Origin of the sequence: uncultured Brachyspira sp., assembly GCF_944390845.1 — a bacterium.
GTDB classification, from domain to species: domain Bacteria; phylum Spirochaetota; class Brachyspiria; order Brachyspirales; family Brachyspiraceae; genus Brachyspira; species Brachyspira pulli.
The window spans coordinates 1-19,524 of sequence record NZ_CALXRM010000012.1 but is presented as its reverse complement, the minus strand read 5'-3'; the positions used below and the strand labels follow the sequence as shown (position 1 = coordinate 19,524).

General features: G+C 26.7%; 15 protein-coding genes. 7 read left to right on the top strand and 8 right to left on the bottom strand.

The genetic code is table 11. The features are described from left to right. Positions 1–116: 116 nt before the first annotated feature. The 3 genes from Q0K52_RS03950 to Q0K52_RS03940 all read right to left on the bottom strand — a co-directional run bounded on the left by Q0K52_RS03950 (position 117) and on the right by Q0K52_RS03940 (position 3,862). A complete protein-coding gene (locus tag Q0K52_RS03950; RefSeq protein ID WP_297296692.1) occupies positions 117–1,178 on the bottom strand; it encodes an NAD(P)-dependent alcohol dehydrogenase in 1,062 nt (353 codons plus the stop codon). A 181-nt stretch (positions 1,179–1,359) separates the two neighbouring features. Beyond that, positions 1,360–2,259, bottom strand: coding sequence for a nicotinamidase (locus tag Q0K52_RS03945; RefSeq protein ID WP_297296690.1), 900 nt, complete (start codon positions 2,257–2,259; stop codon positions 1,360–1,362). A gap of 28 nt (positions 2,260–2,287) precedes the next feature. Next, the gene (locus tag Q0K52_RS03940) at positions 2,288–3,862 is read right to left on the bottom strand and encodes an aryl-sulfate sulfotransferase (RefSeq protein ID WP_297296688.1); all 1,575 of its coding nucleotides are present in this window, start codon (positions 3,860–3,862) and stop codon (positions 2,288–2,290) included. 622 nt (positions 3,863–4,484) lie between these two features. On the opposite strand from Q0K52_RS03940, the gene Q0K52_RS03935 reads away from it, so the two are divergent. Beyond that, complete coding sequence (locus Q0K52_RS03935; protein ID WP_297296686.1) at positions 4,485–5,312, top strand: EFR1 family ferrodoxin; 828 nt, start codon at positions 4,485–4,487, stop codon at positions 5,310–5,312. Positions 5,313–5,408: 96 nt separating this feature from the next. Here the strand turns inward: Q0K52_RS03935 and Q0K52_RS03930 are convergent, their stop codons facing one another. The 4 genes from Q0K52_RS03930 to ruvB all read right to left on the bottom strand — a co-directional run bounded on the left by Q0K52_RS03930 (position 5,409) and on the right by ruvB (position 9,421). Continuing rightward, positions 5,409–6,062 (bottom strand): formamidopyrimidine-DNA glycosylase, encoded by a 654-nt coding sequence (locus Q0K52_RS03930; protein WP_297296684.1) that lies wholly within the window; start codon positions 6,060–6,062, stop codon positions 5,409–5,411. A 134-nt stretch (positions 6,063–6,196) separates the two neighbouring features. Beyond that, positions 6,197–7,135: a UDP-glucuronic acid decarboxylase family protein gene (locus Q0K52_RS03925; protein WP_297296682.1), complete on the bottom strand. Its 939-nt coding sequence runs from the start codon at positions 7,133–7,135 to the stop codon at positions 6,197–6,199. Positions 7,136–7,202: 67 nt separating this feature from the next. Beyond that, a complete protein-coding gene (locus tag Q0K52_RS03920) occupies positions 7,203–8,315 on the bottom strand; it encodes a M23 family metallopeptidase (protein WP_297296680.1) in 1,113 nt (370 codons plus the stop codon). Positions 8,316–8,374: 59 nt separating this feature from the next. Beyond that, positions 8,375–9,421: a Holliday junction branch migration DNA helicase RuvB gene (ruvB, locus tag Q0K52_RS03915; protein ID WP_297296679.1), complete on the bottom strand. Its 1,047-nt coding sequence runs from the start codon at positions 9,419–9,421 to the stop codon at positions 8,375–8,377. Between the two features lie 255 nt (positions 9,422–9,676). Between ruvB and Q0K52_RS03910 the strand changes: the two genes are divergently transcribed. The 4 genes from Q0K52_RS03910 to fsa all read left to right on the top strand — a co-directional run bounded on the left by Q0K52_RS03910 (position 9,677) and on the right by fsa (position 17,617). Then, a complete protein-coding gene (locus Q0K52_RS03910; RefSeq protein ID WP_297296677.1) occupies positions 9,677–11,632 on the top strand; it encodes a methyl-accepting chemotaxis protein in 1,956 nt (651 codons plus the stop codon). Between the two features lie 541 nt (positions 11,633–12,173). Next, entirely contained in the window at positions 12,174–14,573 is a 2,400-nt protein-coding gene (locus Q0K52_RS03905; RefSeq protein ID WP_297296675.1) for a hypothetical protein, read from the top strand. A gap of 127 nt (positions 14,574–14,700) precedes the next feature. After that, positions 14,701–16,872, top strand: coding sequence for a hypothetical protein (locus tag Q0K52_RS03900; RefSeq protein WP_297296673.1), 2,172 nt, complete (start codon positions 14,701–14,703; stop codon positions 16,870–16,872). 91 nt (positions 16,873–16,963) lie between these two features. After that, complete coding sequence (gene fsa, locus Q0K52_RS03895) at positions 16,964–17,617, top strand: fructose-6-phosphate aldolase (protein WP_297296671.1); 654 nt, start codon at positions 16,964–16,966, stop codon at positions 17,615–17,617. Between the two features lie 227 nt (positions 17,618–17,844). Here fsa and Q0K52_RS03890 read toward each other — a convergent pair whose 3' ends face one another. After that, positions 17,845–17,979 carry a hypothetical protein gene (locus Q0K52_RS03890; protein ID WP_297296669.1) on the bottom strand — a complete coding sequence of 45 codons (135 nt, stop codon included), beginning with the start codon at positions 17,977–17,979 and terminating at the stop codon, positions 17,845–17,847. 294 nt (positions 17,980–18,273) lie between these two features. Here Q0K52_RS03890 and Q0K52_RS03885 point away from each other — a divergent pair, with 294 nt between their 5' ends. Continuing rightward, a complete protein-coding gene (locus Q0K52_RS03885) occupies positions 18,274–18,561 on the top strand; it encodes a hypothetical protein (protein WP_297296667.1) in 288 nt (95 codons plus the stop codon). A gap of 12 nt (positions 18,562–18,573) precedes the next feature. Further along, on the top strand, positions 18,574–19,146 hold the full coding sequence (locus tag Q0K52_RS03880) for a hypothetical protein (RefSeq protein WP_297296665.1): 573 nt from the start codon (positions 18,574–18,576) through the stop codon (positions 19,144–19,146). Positions 19,147–19,524: the final 378 nt, after the last annotated feature.

Genomic DNA, 19,524 nt, shown 5'->3' with positions numbered 1-19,524 from the left:
ATGTTTTACTGCCGCATAAAAAACAATTTAATTTTTTAATTATTTTAGAACTGTATAAAAAAACTGACAGATATTAAAAAATATCTGCCAGTTATGATATCAAGAATTATAAAAAATTATTTTTCAATTCTAACTACAGGTTTGATTAAATCAGCAGGTTTATCTCTCATCATAAATAAAGCTTTTTCAAGATTTTCCCAACCATCAAATACATGAGAAACTAAATGATGAACATTTAATTTTCCAGAAGAAACTAATGCACCAAGTTTTTCCATTCTGAGTCTTCCGCCAGGCATAAGTCCGCCAAGTATAGCTTTATGACCCATACCAACACCCCATTCAACTCTAGGGATTTGTATATAATCACCTTTACCTAAATAGTTAACGTTTCCGATTTTACCGCCAGCTTTTAAAGAACGAACTGCCTCAGCAAAAGTTTCAACTCCGCCGCCAGCAATAATAACTTTATCAACACCTTTTCCATTAGTCATTTTCAAAACTTGTTCATCTATAGGGCCATTTTTATAGCTTATAAATTCTTCAGCACCGTATTTCTTAGCAGCTTCAACACAATTAGGTCTAGTACCAACAGCAATAATTCTAGCAGCTCCTCTTAAAGCAGCTCCAGCAACACCCATAAGTCCAACAGGTCCAATACCTATAACAAGTACACTATCACCATATTGTACATCAGCTAATTCTGCTCCATGGAATCCAGTAGGAACCATATCAGAAAGCATACAAGCATCTACAGGATCAATATTGCTAGGTAAAAGAGCTAAGTTACCATCAGCATCATTTACATGGAATACTTCACCAAATACACCGTCTTTAAAGTTAGAGAATTTCCAACCAGCAAGCATACCGCCAGAGTGCATAGAATATCCAGCTTGAGCTTCTACACTGTTCCAATCAGGAGTAATAGCTGGTATTAAAACTTTATCACCAGGTTTAAAATCTTTAACTAAACTTCCTACTTCTACTACTTCTCCGCAAGCTTCATGACCTAAAATCATGTTATGTCTTTCACCTATAGCACCTTCCCATAATGTATGTACGTCAGAAGTACATATAGCAACAGCCAAAGGTTTTACAATGGCATCAGCAGGGCCGCAAACTGGTCTGTCTTTTTCTATCCAGCCTGATTCCCCTATTTTTAGCATAGCATATCCTTTCATATTTACACTCCTTTTGAGTTTTTATTTTTTATATAATATATAGTATATAATTATAATTGAAAAAGTCAAAAAAAGTAAAAATATTATAAAAAATAAAATTTAAAATATTACTATATTTTATTAATTATAGCTACATAATTTAATAAATAAAGTGATTTGTAAAATTATTATATAAAGGATATTATACTTCTATTAGTTTAATGCCGTAAGTTTTTGATAATTCTTCATATTTTTTATTGGCTTTAGTATTATCACCAACAGCACTGCAGCAATTCATCATAACATTAATTTTTTTAGTAATATTCTTATCGCCTGAATACATATCACAAAGCTGATACACTGTTTCATAAAGGCCCCAATCCTTGGATTCTCCGCACATATATATTTCTTTATAGTTTTTTAATTCATATATCCAAGCCATATCAAAAAATCTTGTTTCTGATGTTGTTATTTCAGGCCTTATAGCACCAACCATCTCTGTAAATCTTTCAGTACCTTTAATTATTTTATTGATATTAGTTCCTTTAGCACGCTCAAAAAATAGAAGCATATTATTAAGCTGTTTTTCTATAAGCCAGCCGTCAGTGCCATGTAAACAATGATATGGCCAAATTGTTAATTTATTTCCAGTTTCTTCTTCAAGTCTCTTAACATACTCTATTTGCTCTTTTTTGAATAATGGTATTATTTCATGCTTATTGATTTTTTCTAAAGTAATCTCTGTAAAAGGCTCTACATCTTCACCATTAGGCTTTTTCCACATATACGGGTGAAATATAGAATCATAATAATGCGTATCCATACTTATGTAAATACCATATATATCTTCCAAATTCTCATATATAAAGCGTATTATTTTCTGCACATCTTTTACAGCTCCTTTAACTGGCAAAGCCCCGCGTTTAGGATCTACAAAATCTCTTTGAATATCTATTATTACTAAACCTATTCCATTACTTTTGTTATTGGAATTATTTCTTGCATAATCACTTGCTAAAGAAAATATATCATATTGATTTATTGGATTTGCTTCCTTACCTATATGTTTTTCGCTTACTATTTTTTCGTATATATCTTGCATGCATCAATCCCCATTTTATACTGCTTCATTATTTTATTAAAGAACTGTCTTCATTAAAATCATATTCAGGAGAATAGTAGAATGGCATCTTATCTATTCTATAAATTCCCCAAGTTTTCAAGCCAAATTTCAATTGATAAAGTACTTCTTTAGTTTCTTTGTTTACCTCCATTATTTGAGAATTATTCCCAAAATCAAGTAAAATATTTCCATTAGTTAAATAATCCACATCGGATATATAATGAGAATACAATTTATCTGCTGTCTTGTATTCATAAATCTTTTCAGCCTTCCAATTACCATGAGATCCTGTGATTTTATATTCTACATATCTTGAACCATTAGGATTTTCATCTTCATCGCCTTGATTATCAAACATAGCTATAACATTAGTTGATATTAAAAATAAAGCATGCTGACTCTTTGGCCCATCTGTATTACCGTCTCCTAATACTTTATACGGATCGAATGATTTTAAGTCTTTCAAATATCTTCCATAAGGATTGTATGATTCCATAGTATCTAATGTATCATCGGCCATATACCAAATGAGTTCCCATTCACTATAATCTACTGCCATAACAGCTAAGCTTCTTACTGATAAATAAAGTATATCATTAGCTTCATCATAAACTAATGAATTACAATGTGCCCAATCCATAGGAAAATCTTTTTTTCTGCCTATACTATAATATTTATTGTCCTTATCAAATATAAGTTTCTTTAAATACTCTTTTTCTGCCTCATCTCCATTTTCATTAACTATCTTCTTTATCAAATCGCCTACATATAAATCTCTTATCATATTGCTGTTGCTGTCTACTTCACAAATTCTATCCTCTACACCCCAAGCTGAATTAGCAAGCATTATATAATTACTATCTGATTTCTTTCTTATAACATCATGATGAACACCTATATCTAATTTAGTAACATCAAGTTTAGCATTTCCAAGTAAATCACTTACACCCATAGTATCATAAATTACTATATCATTATCTTCATCTATAACTTTTGCTATTTCATTAGTAAGATAAAAATTAGAATAATTCACATATCGTAAATTTCCATTTCTGCTTACACCCATTAAAAAAAGACCTTTCCAGCTTTTATTTATAACTGGGCTTGCAAAATATATTTCCTCATTATTATCTTTTAAATTAGTAAAAACTCTATCACCATTATCATTATAAAAATATACATTTTCCTCTACTTCTAAATTTCTTATAACTCTGTTTGTAGCAGGAACATAAAGTCCGTCTATAAAAAGTTTATCAACTACTATATTAGTAGATATTCTATTGGTGCCATTAATTATATGAATTGTATTTGTATTTTCTGAATACATTCCATGAATTGCAAAATTTGATCCGTAATTTTTTGGATAAGTAAAAATTATATCATTATCCCCTAATCTGCCCTCTGTAATAACTGTAACAGGATAATTATTATTAGTATCCATTTTATATACCAATGATAATGGAGTCTGTCCGTTTGGATTTAATACAAGCTCTCCTATTTTATCATCAGGTAAAGGCACTTCTGTTTTGGAACATGAAAACAATATAGTCAATATGCTTATAAACAAAACAACTTTTCTCATATATAAATACCATATAAAATATAGAATTATGTTTATTCTAAATAATAATAGATTTTTATGCAACATCAAATTTAAATATATATGAATTTTATGTATGAAAAATATATTAAAAAATAGCTTTATTTATAAACCCACCCTTTATACTTTGAAGTATATTAAAGATTTTTTATTTTAATTATATTTTATGCCTCATTTGAAAAAGCACTCCCACCCAAGTTTAAATTAAATTTTGAATCTACTCTACGCACGGTTAATGAAATTTCATATATAATGAAAATTGAATTATTAATCAGTTCATATTTTAAATTTGTTCACCGTGCGGTAAAGAAACCATAAATCTAAATAACACTTGGGTGGGCTTGCTTTTTCTTAAAAAATAAAAAACTTAATTAAAACAAAAATTCTAAATAAAACTATATAGAATAAAGGGCGGGATTCATAAAAAAAATTATTTAATATAGTAATTTTATTTTTCTGTTTGAATTATTATCTGTTTTAATAAAGCATGTATTTGTAACATAAATGTAAATTTTATTATTTTTTTCTAATTTTGTATTGACATATTAAAATAAAGATACATAATATTAACATGCATTTTAAATACTTTAAGGGGGTATACAATATGACTGTAAATAAAGTTTATTCAATATATTATAGCGGCACTGGAACTACGCAGAAAATAGTTTCCTTTGTAGGTGAACATATAGCTAAAGTATTAAATGTACCCTTTGAAAAATACAATTTCTCCCTTCCAAAAAATAGAGAAAAAGTATTGGAGTTTAAAGAAAATGAACTTGTAATATGCGGAAGCCCTACTTATGCAGGAAGAATACCAAATGTTATGCTTCCTTTTTATAAGAATAATATTAAAGCTTCAGGAGCATTAGCTGTACCTATTGTTTTATTCGGAAATAGAAATTTTGATGATTCTTTGATAGAGTTAAGAAACACTTTAGAAGAAAACGGATTTAGAACTATAGCAGGAGCTGCTTTTATCGGAGAGCATGCCTTTTCATATACACTTGCTGCTAAAAGACCAGATGAAAGCGATATGCAAAAAGCTCTATTATTTGCTGATAAAGTTGCAGAAAAAATAAAAAATAATAATGATATTCCTTCAGAACCAATACAAGTAAGAGGAAATGACCCTATCAGACCTTATTATATACCTAGAGATGAACATGAGCATGCTATTGATATATTAAAAGTGAAACCAAAAGTAGATACATCTAAATGTACTAATTGTAAAACATGTGCACATGTATGCCCTCTTGCATCAATAGACTTTGATGATATAACTAAATATGTAGGTAAATGTATAAAATGCGGAGCTTGTATAAAGAAATGCCCTGAGCATTGCAGATACTATGATGATGAAGGCTTCTTATACCATCAGCATGACCTTGAAAAGCAATTTGAAAGAAGGGCTGAACCTGAGCTATTTTACTAATATTTAATAAATATAAAACTTACTATGATTATAATATATTAATGAAAAAAACCCAATGAATAGCATTTCATTGGGCTTTTTATTATTATCATTTTATCATTCTTCTGATGAATCGCTATCTTCTTCTTCTATATTTCCAGAAGCCTCTCTAAGAACCTGCTTTATAGCATCAAATATTTCTCTTGCTTTGGCTTTACTAACTTCTGAAGTTTTTGTCTTTTTAGTTATAGATGCCCTTTTTAATATCATATCCCCATATACATTGCCTATACCGCTTAATATTAAAGGATTTTTTATTAATTTCTCTACTGTAGTATCATTATCCGCTAAAAGCTGACAAAATAGATTATAATTAAATTGCTTTGTTAGAGGGTCATAACCTATTTGAGGCATTGTAGTGGAGTCTTTCCATATAGGTATTATTTTTGTAATTTCTTCATTGTCTTTACTGTCATCTACCACAAAGAAGTTACCATGATCAGTTTCTAACTTTAATATACTATTTTCATAGGTATCATCTTCAGTAAGTACAAAAGAACCATTAGGACCTAAATCTACAAGCATAGCATCTTGTGAAAATTGGAAATGCATATATCCGCCATATCTCAATACATCTATAATCTTTTGCCCTTCAACATCTTCCATTTCTTTATATTGTTTATCTATAGCTACTATTTTATTTATGTAAGAATAGCAAATTTCACCTTTAATAGAATTTATTAAATTAATTAAATTGGGTAATTCTTTCATCTACGATTGTCCTATTATAATATTATGTTTACTTGCTATTTTAGCATGAAAGAAAAAAAAATCAAATTTATAATTACTATGTATAATTACAAATTTGATTTTTACACATTTCAAATATTATAATAAGCAGTATTTTATCTTGTTTTTAAATAATTATCAAAATACTCTATAGTTTTCTTTAGACCTTCATCTAAACTATAACGAGGCTGCCAATTAAGCTTTTCTTTAGCTAAAGTTATATTAGGCTGTCTTTTTATAGGATCATCTTTAGGAAGTTCTTTGAATATAATCTCAGATTTTGAATTAGTTATATCTATAATTTTTTGAGCAAATTCTAAAACAGACATCTCTGAAGGATTACCTAAATTAACAGGCCCTATAAAATTTTCACTATTCATCATTCTTATAGCACCATCAATTAAATCATCGCAATAACAGAAACTTCTAGTCTGACTTCCATCTCCATAAACAGTTATAGGTAAATTCTGCAAAGCTTGAACAATAAAATTAGAAACCACTCTTCCATCATTTTCATTCATTCTAGGACCATAAGTATTAAATATTCTTATAATTTTTATATCTGTTTTATATTGTCTATGATAATCCATCATTAAAGTTTCAGCACTTCTTTTGCCTTCATCATAACAGCTTCTCACACCATTAGGATTAACATGTCCCCAATAGCTCTCATCTTGAGGGTGCTCTAAAGGATCTCCATAAACTTCACTTGTAGAAGCTTGAAGTATTCTTGCATTGCAATCTCTAGCTAAATCAAGCATATTAATAATACCTAAAACATTTGTTTTTAAAGTTGCTACAGGATTTTTTTGATAATGTATAGGTGATGCCGGACAAGCAAAATTATATATTTCATCACATTCAATATGTATTGGTTCTATTATATCATGTCTAATACTTTCAAAGTTTCTATAATCAATTAAATGTTTTATATTATCTTTTGAAGCTGTATAAAAATTATCAACTGAAATTACATAGTTGCCTTCTTTTAATAATCTTTCACATAAATGAGAGCCTAAAAATCCGGCTCCTCCTGTTACAATAATCCTTTTCATATAGTCTCCTCCACTATTTTTTCATATATTTTATTTTTGATAAATAATATAAAAGTATAAAAGTATTTTAAAATCTAGCACTTAAATAAGGCATAGGATTTTTATGATCTCCAGCAACCCTTATTTCAAAATGGCAATGTATTCCAGTAGTACGTCCGGTATTTCCAATCAATGCTATTCTTTCACCTCTCTTAACTTTTTCACCATAATCAACTAAAAGTTTAGAGTTATGTCCGTAAGCAGTTTGAAAGCCATTAGCATGAGTAATTAATAAAAACCAGCCGTATCCATTTCTCCAGCCTGAAAAAGTCACTACTCCGTCAGCAACAGCAAGTATAGGAGTTCCATAAGGGCCTGCAATATCTACGCCATAGTGATAGCTTTTCTCCTCTTGATTGAATGGGGAAACTCTAGCACCAAAACCGCTTGATATTCTTCCGCCTCCGGCAACTGGCCAGCCTAAAGGTATTTCTTTATGTATTTTTGGAGATACTTCCATAAATGCCAATACATTTTTTTGATATGAATCTACTTCATTAAGCATTTTATTAATGTTAGTAGCTTCCACATAATTTACATTATTATTAAATGTACCATTATCATTATAATCTATTGTATAAGATATACTTTTCATAGCATTATTATAGTCTACTAATGCTTTTGAAAATCTATTCAATGAATTTTTATAATCTTCTATTAAGGTATAAGTTTTAGCTTCCCTTGCTGATAATGTATTATAAAATATTCTAGCCTGTTTTTGTCTGTCATAAGCATCATATCCAGTATAAACTAAAGATGCAAATACTAAAACTAAAAACATTATCATGAAATTATTTATAGGAAGTCTTACAGCATGTTCCTCATCATTATAAAATATTAATATACTTCTTTCATGATTACCTTTTCTCATTACAGCATCTACAATAGATTTAAAGAAATGTCTTATACCATAAGTGGCATTATATATTTTCTGAAAGAATCTTTTAGTTCTATTAAATTTTATTTTTGCCTTAGGGGCTTTATATCTTGAAGGCTTTATTTTAACAGCTTTTTTATAACTAATATCAAAATGAGAAGGAGAAGAAGCAGTAGGAGCAGATGTATTTTTGAAATTACTTACAAACTGTTTAGCAAGACCTTTAACATCTTTAGAAGTTTCTTCTAAATAATACTTATCCAATTGGGTATTGGATTTCTTTTCTGTTGTACTATCATCTGTAATTAAAATAATATACCTCCTTAAAAATCAAAAAGCCCTTTTTCTTCATTATTATAATTATCGTCATACCTAGAAGAAAGATTTAAATATGAATAGGCCTTATTAGTCGCCACCCTTCCTTTAGGTGTTCTCTTCACAAATCCGCATTGTATCAAATATGGTTCTATAACATCTTCTATAGTTTCTATCTGTTCGGATAAAGATACAGATAAAGTATCAACTCCAACAGGCCCACCATTATAATGCTTAATGATCGTATTTAAATAAAGTTTATCTAATGCCTCAAATCCATTCTTATCTATACCTAATTTTTCCAAAGAATCGGAGGCAAATTTATCATCTATTTTTAAAACATCATGCACTGTAGCAAAGTCAAAAACACGTCTTAAAAGCCTATTGACTATTCTAGGTGTACCCCTTGATCTTGAAGCTATAGAAATTGCCGCATCATCTGTAATATCAATATCTAAAAATTTGGAACTTCTTTTAACAATATTCGCTAAATCTTCATTAGTATAGAATTCAAGTCTTTCCACTATTCCAAATCTGTCATAAAGAGGAGTACTTAATAAACCGCTTCTAGTTGTTGCCCCTATCAAAGTAAAATGAGGAAGTTTCACTCTAAAACTTTTAGCAGATGTTCCCTCTCCTACTTTTATATCAACAAAGAAATCTTCCATTGCTGAATAAAGCACTTCTTCAACTACGGTTCTTAATCTGTGTATCTCATCTATAAATAATATATCTTTTTCACCTAATGTAGTTAATATAGAAGCTAAATCACCGGGACGTTCTATTATAGGTGCTGATGTTGCTTTTATATTACTGCCCATTTCATTTGCTATTATTTGTGCCAATGTAGTTTTTCCAAGTCCGGGAGGGCCGTAAAATAATATATGATCCAAAGAAACATCTCTTTTTTTAGCACTGCTTATAAAAACCTTTAATTTTGATTTTATATTGCTTTGTCCTAAAAAATCATCAAAACCTTTTGGTCTTATGGAATTATTATTTTCTTCCTTATCAAAAGAGTTTTCTTCAGCATTTACTATACTTTCTTTATCCATAAATTTTTTATATATAATTTTTTTGTTATCTTAAAATAGGACACTATTATATACTAAAAAATATTAAATACAATTATTACAATAAAGTAATTTTTTTATTATATTTTTATCATCTGAAAAATTCGTTTAACAGATTATATTATGGACAATTTTTAACAAAAATACTAATTAAACATTGTATATTAACACATACTATTGTATAATACGAAAATATACCATTATAAAAATTTCATAATCAATATTTGGAGAAATCTTATGAATAGGCTAAATAGTCTGCAATTTAAAATAAGTATGATAATACTTGTTCCATTTTTTATCATGCTTATGATATCAGGAACTATCAATATTTTATCTGTTAGTAATGTTACAAAAAAGCTATCATATAAAGTACTTGAAGAAAGTGCCAAAGGAGAAGCAGCAAAAGTTGAATCTCTTGTTCAGGAGGCTCTTGATAGTTTAAATACATTTAAATATACTGTAGATAATTTATATAGATCAGGCAATAGAAACAGAGATACATACAAAGCTACAACAATGGATTTCTTCAGCACATTACCAGAAGGTACAGGAGCTTTATTCTTAGTATTTGAACCAAATATTATGGGAAATGATTATGATTATACTAATGACCCTAATTATTCAGAGGCCGGCGGTATGTTCTCTGATTATGTATATAGAAATGGAGCTTCTATTGAGGCTAGAGGCATGACTTCTGTAGAATTAAAAAGTGATTATTATACTGCTCCTATAAGTTCTGGAAATACACATATTACATCTATTTATGATTTTGAAGTTGCAGGAAAAATGGTAAAAATGAATACTTGGTCTATACCATTAAAATATAATGGAAAAACTATAGGTGTTGCCGGAGTAGATATTTTTATCAGTTCATTAGCTCCAATAATGGATAATATAAACCCTTTTGAAAATACTTTAACATCTTTATTCGATCATAATGGATCTTTACTATATAATGCAGAAAATGAATCTTATGTAGGTCAAAATGTTTATGATGCTTATCCATATTATAAAGACAATGATCTATTAAATAAAATTAAAGCAGGTCAAACAGTAATATTTGAAGATTACAGTGCAACATTAAAAACTATGTCTACATATATCTTCGTTCCTATAAAACTTCAAACTGGTCAGAATTGGGGAATGAAAATATTTGTTCCTAATTATATAATACTTAAAGACAGCAATAATATAAGAAATATGATGATTATAGTATCAATAGCTATATTATTAATAGTATTTATAATCACACCTTTCATCATAAAAACTAGAGTTGTTATTATAATAAAATTATTGGCTCAAGATTTAACAAAATTATCACAAGGAGATATATCTTGGTCAACACCTCCAGGATTTACAAGCAGAAAAGATGAATGGGGTATCATAGCCAATGCTGTTCAAAATACTTTAGATAATTTAAATAATGTAATGAATACTGTAAAACAATCTTCAATATCAGTTGAAAATGCTGCTAATGAGGTACTTGCCGGAAACAATGATTTATCAAACAGAACAGAAATGCAGGCTTCAAGTTTGGAAGAAACAGCATCTACTATGGCTGAAATGGCTAATAATGTAAAACTTGCTGTTGCTGATATCAATAATGGTACTGAAATAGTTATGCAGTCAAAAGAATATACTGAAAAAGCAAGTCAGATAATAGAAGAAAGTGTTTCTAAAATGGACGATGTATATGAAGCAAGTTCTAAAATTATGGATATTACTAAATTAATAGAATCTATTGCTTTTCAAACTAATATACTTGCTCTTAATGCCTCTGTAGAAGCAGCAAGAGCTGGAGATCAAGGAAGAGGATTTGCTGTTGTTGCTTCTGAAGTTAGAAATCTAGCACAGAATACTCAGGAATCTGTAAAAAATATTACCGCATTAATTGCTGACAGTAATGATAAAATTAATATAGCAGCAGCAAGTGTTAAAGAATCAAAAGATACATTCTTGAAAATATCTGAAAGTATGGATCATGCTGCTACTTTAATGCAAAAAATAAACTCAGTTGCAAAAGATGAAGAAATTGGAATAGGACAAATTAATATAACTATAAATCAAATGGATACTTCTGTTCAGCAAAATGCCAGCTTAGTTGAAGAGGCTACTTCTTCTTCTCAATTACTTCTTAATGAAGCACAAAATTTAAATAAATTGATAGAGTTCTTTAAATTAAAAGATAATTAAAAAATAAAAAAAATTATATTTATAAATAGTATTTTACTTTTTGTATTATATTATTTATAAATATAGTATTTGAAATATTTTTATTGCAATTGTCTAGGTATATACTAAGAATTTTTAAGTTTGTCAATTTTTTATTCAACTTTTTCCCGCCGCACACGCTCTGCGGACTTCGTCAAAGTTGCAAAAAGTGCAAGTATAAAATTAGTACTAAATCATACTAAAATTGTCTTACATGTAAAATAATTTATTAAATTAAAGCCAAAATGTAGCCTTTCGCGAAGCGTATCCGAGCCTGTCGAGGATATAGCTTCTTTGTGGCATACCTAAAGGTACTCCCTTCGGTCGCAAAAGAAGTGGGGTCTGGGGCAAAGCCCCAGATATCAAAAAAAATATAAATTTATTTTTGACAAAATATAGTTGTTTAGGTATATACTATTTATTAAAATATTTATATTATGCCCAATGTACATCGCAAAATTTAATTTAACTTTCAATAAACATTACTGTTATAATATTAAAATCAAAAAGTAAAATTATCAAAATGAAGCAAAATAAAAAAACTTTTATAATATCATATTTAATATTTATAAGTTTAATAATTATCTTTTTCATTACTTTCACAATACTTGGAAATATTGAAAGAAAAGGATATTTATCAAATTTCAATCATATATTAGAAAATAAATACTATTTCCAGTTAAAATTTGAAAGCAGCATATTTAAAAATAATCAAATATATAGAGTAACTCCAAATACAAATGAAATGCCGAATCATGTTACTAATATAAGATGGAGCGGAAGTTTCTATGGTAATTTAGTGCTTGATGATAACAGCATACAATTAAAAGAAAATGATAAAATAGAAAATATAAAATACAAATTAAAAATAAAAAAAGAAGTGCTGTTATTCTTATTATTTTTGATAATACTTTTCCCTATACTTTATCAATATATAATGCCAAATATAATATCAAACTATAAAGCATATATATTATTTCTTATATTAAATAGCTTGCTTTATATTCTAGTAACAAAATTAATAATGCCTTCATGTTCTATGATGAAGCTTCAATTTAATATATACGACTTCTTGTATACTTATATGTTTACAATGATAGCATATAATTTACTTGAGTATTATCCTATTATAAAGAATAAAAATATAAAAATGATATTAACTGTCTCATTTTGTGTTATATCAATATTTTCATTTTTTGTAATAGAGTCAATAAGTTTAACTGTACTTAATATGGTTATACTATTTTCTGATATTCCAAATCTTTATGCTTCACTTATTACAGTACTTCCTATACATTTGAAAATCATAACTATAACTGTAAGTATAATATATTTCGCTGTTATAATATTATTGATAGCACTATTTATATACAATATATACAAGATGTTTAAAGAGAAAAGCAAAATAGCAGCTTTAGTTATGAGTGCTTCTATTATATTTATAGCATTTTATTTATTTTTCAATCCAAAAAATATAGATATATGGAGCATTGATTTTGTAAGAAATGCCAATAGGAAAGGTATAATAAATACTATTAACTATAGAATAAATTATGATAGGTTAAACGAAATAAAACCAAGTAAAGAACTCGTTTCAAATTCTATCGATTTATTAAAAGAGTATCAGTTAAAAAGAGATGTATCAGCACTTTATTTAAAATCAACAAAAAATATTTTTAATGAAATTGAAAAACTTGAAAAATTAAACATTTCAATTTTAAGTAATCAATTGGATACAAATTTTATATATAACAATGAAAAAATAGATTATGATTATATAAATATATTAAAAAATAATTATCCTAATGTAGCAAGCAATGTTGAAAATACTATAACAAATAATTTAGTAAAAATTGAAAACCTTAAAAATAGTTTTAAACGAGATGTATACTTAATATTTTTAGAATCCTTCTATGATTACTCACATTTTTCAAAGCTATTTCAAAAAGATCCATTCACTAAAGAATATAGAAAATGGGCAAATAATTCTAGGAAAATAGCACCTAATGTTAACAATGGAAGCTTCTATGCAAGACTTGCAGGTCTTACTGCCTCAAGTCCTCTTTATCCAAAAACTCAATCAGAAAAAATAGAAAATACACTTCCGGATTTACTTTCAAAAAATGGATATTATACTATAGCTTTAGAAGAAGCATTGAACACTTATAATTTAAAAACATTCTACCCTTCTATAGGATTTAAATCTCAAATATTCGGACTTGGTACTACTAATATCAACACCTATTTAAGCACCAATATTTCAAATTTAGCAACTCCTGTATTTGCTGCCGGATTTACAATATTAGGACATACTGATTCACATTTATCGAATGATTTAAATATAGCTGATAATAATAAAAAGTTTTTAGATAATTTTGAAGGAAATGATAAACTTCATATAATAGAAACTCTTGATAACTCTGCAATGACTGCTTTAAATATTATAGAAATAAGAGATACAATATTAAAACATTCTCCAAATGCTATTATAATATTTAAACATGATCATTTATACCCTTATTTAAAAGCTATAATAGAGCGTTCAAAATTAGATGAAAAAATAAAACAGAACTTTTTAAATGATTATAAGCCTTCACCTATTTTAATTTGGGACGGTACTAACGGAGCATATAAAGCAAATGAAAATTTCACTCCGGAAAATATACCATTATTTATAGCAGTTAATTTAAATATTGATTATACAAATAGTGTTATATCTTTACTGTATAAAGAAAAAATTGAAGATACAATAAGCACTTATAATAAATTCTACTATACTACAAATGATTCCTCTATAGATCAAAGTGAAGTATCAAATCTCACAATATTTGAATATGAGAATGCTCAAAGAATTTTATCCCAGGATATTTTTCAAGGCAAAAAGCATTATTATAACTTGATCAAAGATATTACTAATAAATAATACATATAATTGACTATATACTCTTTTGTGCTATAATATTGTACGTACATATTTAATTTATAAATAAAAATATCAAATATAATTATTCCTATAAAATTATTTTTTATCGATAAAAATAGAGGTTAAAATGCATTCCATATTTCAAAAACATAAAAAATTTATTATAATATATTCTATTGTAGTATCTGTTATATTATTAGGATTAATATCTTTATCATTATTAGGAAATATAGAAAGAACTGGATACCTATCAGAATTTGATAAAATATTAGATAATTATTATAATTGCAAAATAAATTATTATAATAATAAAATATTCAGACATAGTGATATATATGGAGTATACCCATATTTTAAAAATGAAACTGAAAATATATTCACTGCTAAAGATGATAATGGTACACCTTTTGCCACTTTATCATCTGACAATAATGAATTAAAACCCGATGACAAAATAGATATACAATACAAATTAAAACTGAAAAAAAATGTTATTATATTATCTATATTATTCTTATTTATATTCCCTGTTTTATATCTTTATATAATACCAAATATAAAAAGAAATTATAAATATTATATATTGCTGCTTTTAATAAATAGTTCTATTTATTTGTTACTGCCAATAATACTTAAACAATTTTCAATTATGGTAATAAGATATCATTATGCTGATATACTTTTATCATATATATTTTTGACTATAGCTTTTAATCTTTTAAATAAAAAAATATTATATACACTATTATTTGAAATAATAAATATACTATCATTTTTTGTTATACAGCCATTAGGATTAACTTTCCAAAATAGTATACTATTATTTAGAGATATACCTACTTTATATCCTTCATTGATAGCAGTATCATCTTTTTGGATAAGAATATTAATAATATTAAGCAGTTTAATTTACTTTTCAGTTATTATATTATTAATAGGACTATCAATTTATAATTTATTAAAGATGAAAAAAAGTACTTCTATAGTAATGATTGTAATGATAATAATTATTATATATGGTGTATTTTTTAGAAAAGGCGATGTTAATATCGCTTGGAATAATTTTGCAAATAAAGCAAATGAAAATGGAATTATAGATACTATTAATTATAGAATCAATTATGATAGATCTAATAACAAAAGACATTCAAAAAATGAAGTACTAAATGCTTTAAATATCTTAAAAAGTCAAGAAGAAAAAAGAAATTATTCAAATTTAAAATTGCAAAACAATTTTGATAAAAGAGATATATTTATAATATTTCTAGAGTCTTTTTATGATTATTCTCACTTTACTAATCTCTTTGATAAAGACCCTTTTCCAAAAGAATATAGAGATTGGGCTAATAATTCTAGAAAAATTGGTCCCAATACTGGAAACGGAAGTTTTTATGCAAGACTTGCAGGACTCACCGGATCAAGTCCTCTATATCAAAAAAATCAGCCTAAAAATAATTTACTAGAATACACATTACCTGATTTACTTTCAAAAAATGGATATAGCACTACAGCATTGGAAGAAGCTATAAATTCATATAATTTAGCTAACTTTCTACCTGCTATAGGCTTTGAAAATATCATATTTAATATTGGAACAACAAATATTGATGCTTACCTAAGTACAAATATTAATAATTTTGATAAACCTGTATTTTTATATGGTTTTACATTACTAGGACATACAGAATCACATATAAAAAATGACTTTAATATTATAAAAAATAACAATAATTTCTTCTCTCTTATAGATAAGAAAAATGTATATAATTTAATTGAAACTATGGATAATTCTGTTATTACTGCAATGGAAATAATTAAAATAAGAGACATTATACTTGATTATTCTCCTAATGCATTGATCATATTTAAACATGACCATTTGTATCCATACTTAAGAGGAATAATAGAAAATTCTTCTATGGATAATGATATAAAAAATAGCTTTTTAAATGATAATACTCCAAATCCTATATTAATTTGGGACGGTACTAATGGAGCATATAAAGCACCTAATAATTTTGTCCCTGAAAATATACCTATGTTCATAGCTGTAAATGCAGGAGTTACTAATTATCAAAATAGTGTTATATCTTTACTTTATAAAGAAGAAATTGACGGACTAATAAGTACATATCATCAATTTTATAAAATTACAAATGATACATTAATTTTAGAAAATGATATTAGCAAAGATTCAGAAATATATAAATATGAAAATGCTCAAAAAATATTATCTCAGGATATTTTTCAAGGCAAAAAGCATTATTATGATTTAATAGAAGATTTAACTAATAAATAATATTTAAAAGTAATTCATATTTTTTATTGATAAAATATACTCTAAGATATATAATAACATTCAAAAATAAATTATTTAAGGAGACTTTTAAATGAAATTTTTCATAGATACAGCAAATGTTGATGAAATTAGAAAAGCTAATGATATGGGTGTTATTTGCGGTGTTACTACTAATCCATCTTTAATAGCTAAAGAAGGAAGAGATTTTAAAAAAACTATAGAAGAAATTACTACTATTGTTGACGGCCCTATATCTGGTGAAGTTAAAGCTACTACTGTTAAAGCTGAAGATATGATAGCAGAAGCTAGAGAAATAGCTAAAATACATAAAAACATGGTAGTTAAAATTCCTATGACTGATGAAGGATTAAAAGCTGTAAAAGTTCTTTCTAAAGAAGGAATTAAAACTAATGTTACTTTAATATTCTCTGCTAATCAGGCATTACTTGCTGCAAGAGCTGGTGCTACTTATGTTTCACCTTTCATAGGAAGACTTGACGATATATCAATGGACGGACTTGAACTTATAAGAACTATTTCTGAAATCTTTGCTACTCATGCTATAGAAACTGAAATTATTTCTGCAAGTGTACGCCACCCTATTCATGTTACTGAATGTGCTTTAGCTGGTGCTGATATTGCTACTGTTCCATACAGTGTTATACTTCAAATGACTAAACACCCATTAACTGATCAAGGTATTGAAAAATTCAAAAAAGATTATGAAGCAGTATTTGGTAAATAATTTTATACGTATCTGATTTTCAATAATTTTTTTCGCTTATAAAAGAGAAGTATTTTTATAATATTTCTCTTTTTTATGAAACAAAATCAATGAAGCATTTTATTAAAACTTATAAATATGATGTCTTTTGAAAGTGTTATGAGTTGTAATACAGATAATAGAAAAGTTAATCGTAAATTTAAATGCTACGCTACCATTATCATTGATTTTGTTTCATATAAAAACTATTATGAAGTACTAATATTTTTATTACCTGCATCTGATTTAAAACTTTTCCGAATGATTTCATTATACTCTTTAAGTAACAATGCATAGTCTTTATCTGTGAAAAAATAAAAATTATAATTTACAAAATTTGCCATAATTTACCTCCATTATAAAAAATTATATTGGATTATATGTGATACAATCAATTTTTATTGTAACTGTTTATCACATCTTTATATTAAAAATATAATAATTTTATAAAAATATGTAATCAATTTTTACAAAATTATTAATTAATTTTTATTAAGATTATTTACTAATAAGCAAAGTGAACAAATTAGTATTCATGTTTTATTTTTAGTGTTTTTCATTGACAAACATGCTTATTATGTTAAACTGAACAATGTTCACTATGTAGGTGAAAATCAATAATACTTAAGGAGCTTTTTATGATGAAATTTATAGTTTTACTGTTGGCTGTTTCAATATTTGCCTTATCCTGTGCTCAGCATAGGCATTTAATCGGAAATGGTCCGCAAACAGGAGTCACTGTAACAAGAAAACAATGGTATGCCCTCTGGGGAGCAGTACCTATGAATGATGTTGATATTGAAAGACTAGCCGGCAATGCTGAAAATTATGAAATATACACTAGAAGTAATGCTGGAGATTTCTTTATTAACTTGCTTACCGGAATACTTGGTTTTACAAGCAGAACTGTAACTGTAAGAAAATAATAAAACACAAAAATGAAAACACTATATTTTATATTAACACTATTTTTAATTTCATGCTCCAATAATGTTAATAATGATATATTTTCTGATAAAGATATAAATTTCAAGAAATTAAGTTTTGGAAATAATATATCATACAATAATAAACATGATATACAATTAATAAAAGCAAAACTTATACCTTTGAATAATGCTATCAAATTATCAGAAAAAGAAAAAAATTATATAATAGAAAATACAGGATATGCTAAAGATTTATATAATATAGAAAGTATATTTTTAGAAGAAAATACTCAAACAACATGTTTAGTAGGTTATATGAAAGCTGAAAAAGATTCTTTAAAAAAACTTATAAACTTAAACAGTATGGAGCATCAAAACAATATATTAAAAGACTATTTTTATGTTAATGGAAATAAGAATATACAATATAAGATAAAATTAGATGATACCATTTTATTTTATGTAATATTTGAATCGAAACATTCAAATTATCTTGTATTAAATTATACATTTCCATTAGACAATGAGTATGACTCTTTGTATAATATTGCCAATTCAATAAATTCCGTAGAGTTTTATTAACACTTTGGGGAGGGATTTTTTTAAAGTTCCTCCCTATTTATATTCTTAACCGCACGTAAAACAAAATTATAAATATAAATCAATCAATAATACAATTCTAATTATAAATAAAAATCCATTAACCGTGCGTTAAAGAAATTATAAATATAATAAAAATTTGGGCGGGCATGCTTTTTTATTTTAGATATAAAGAAAATTAGAACAAAAATTTTTAAATGTATTATAAAGAATAAAGGGCGGGCAAATGTAAATAAAGTTTTAAAACTTACTTTCATTCCCACCCTCTTTCTTATTAATATATTTTTTGGGGCTGTCCTAGATAACTAAAAAAGCTCCTTTTGTGCTAAATTATATATAATTTCTAATTGTTTTTCAACT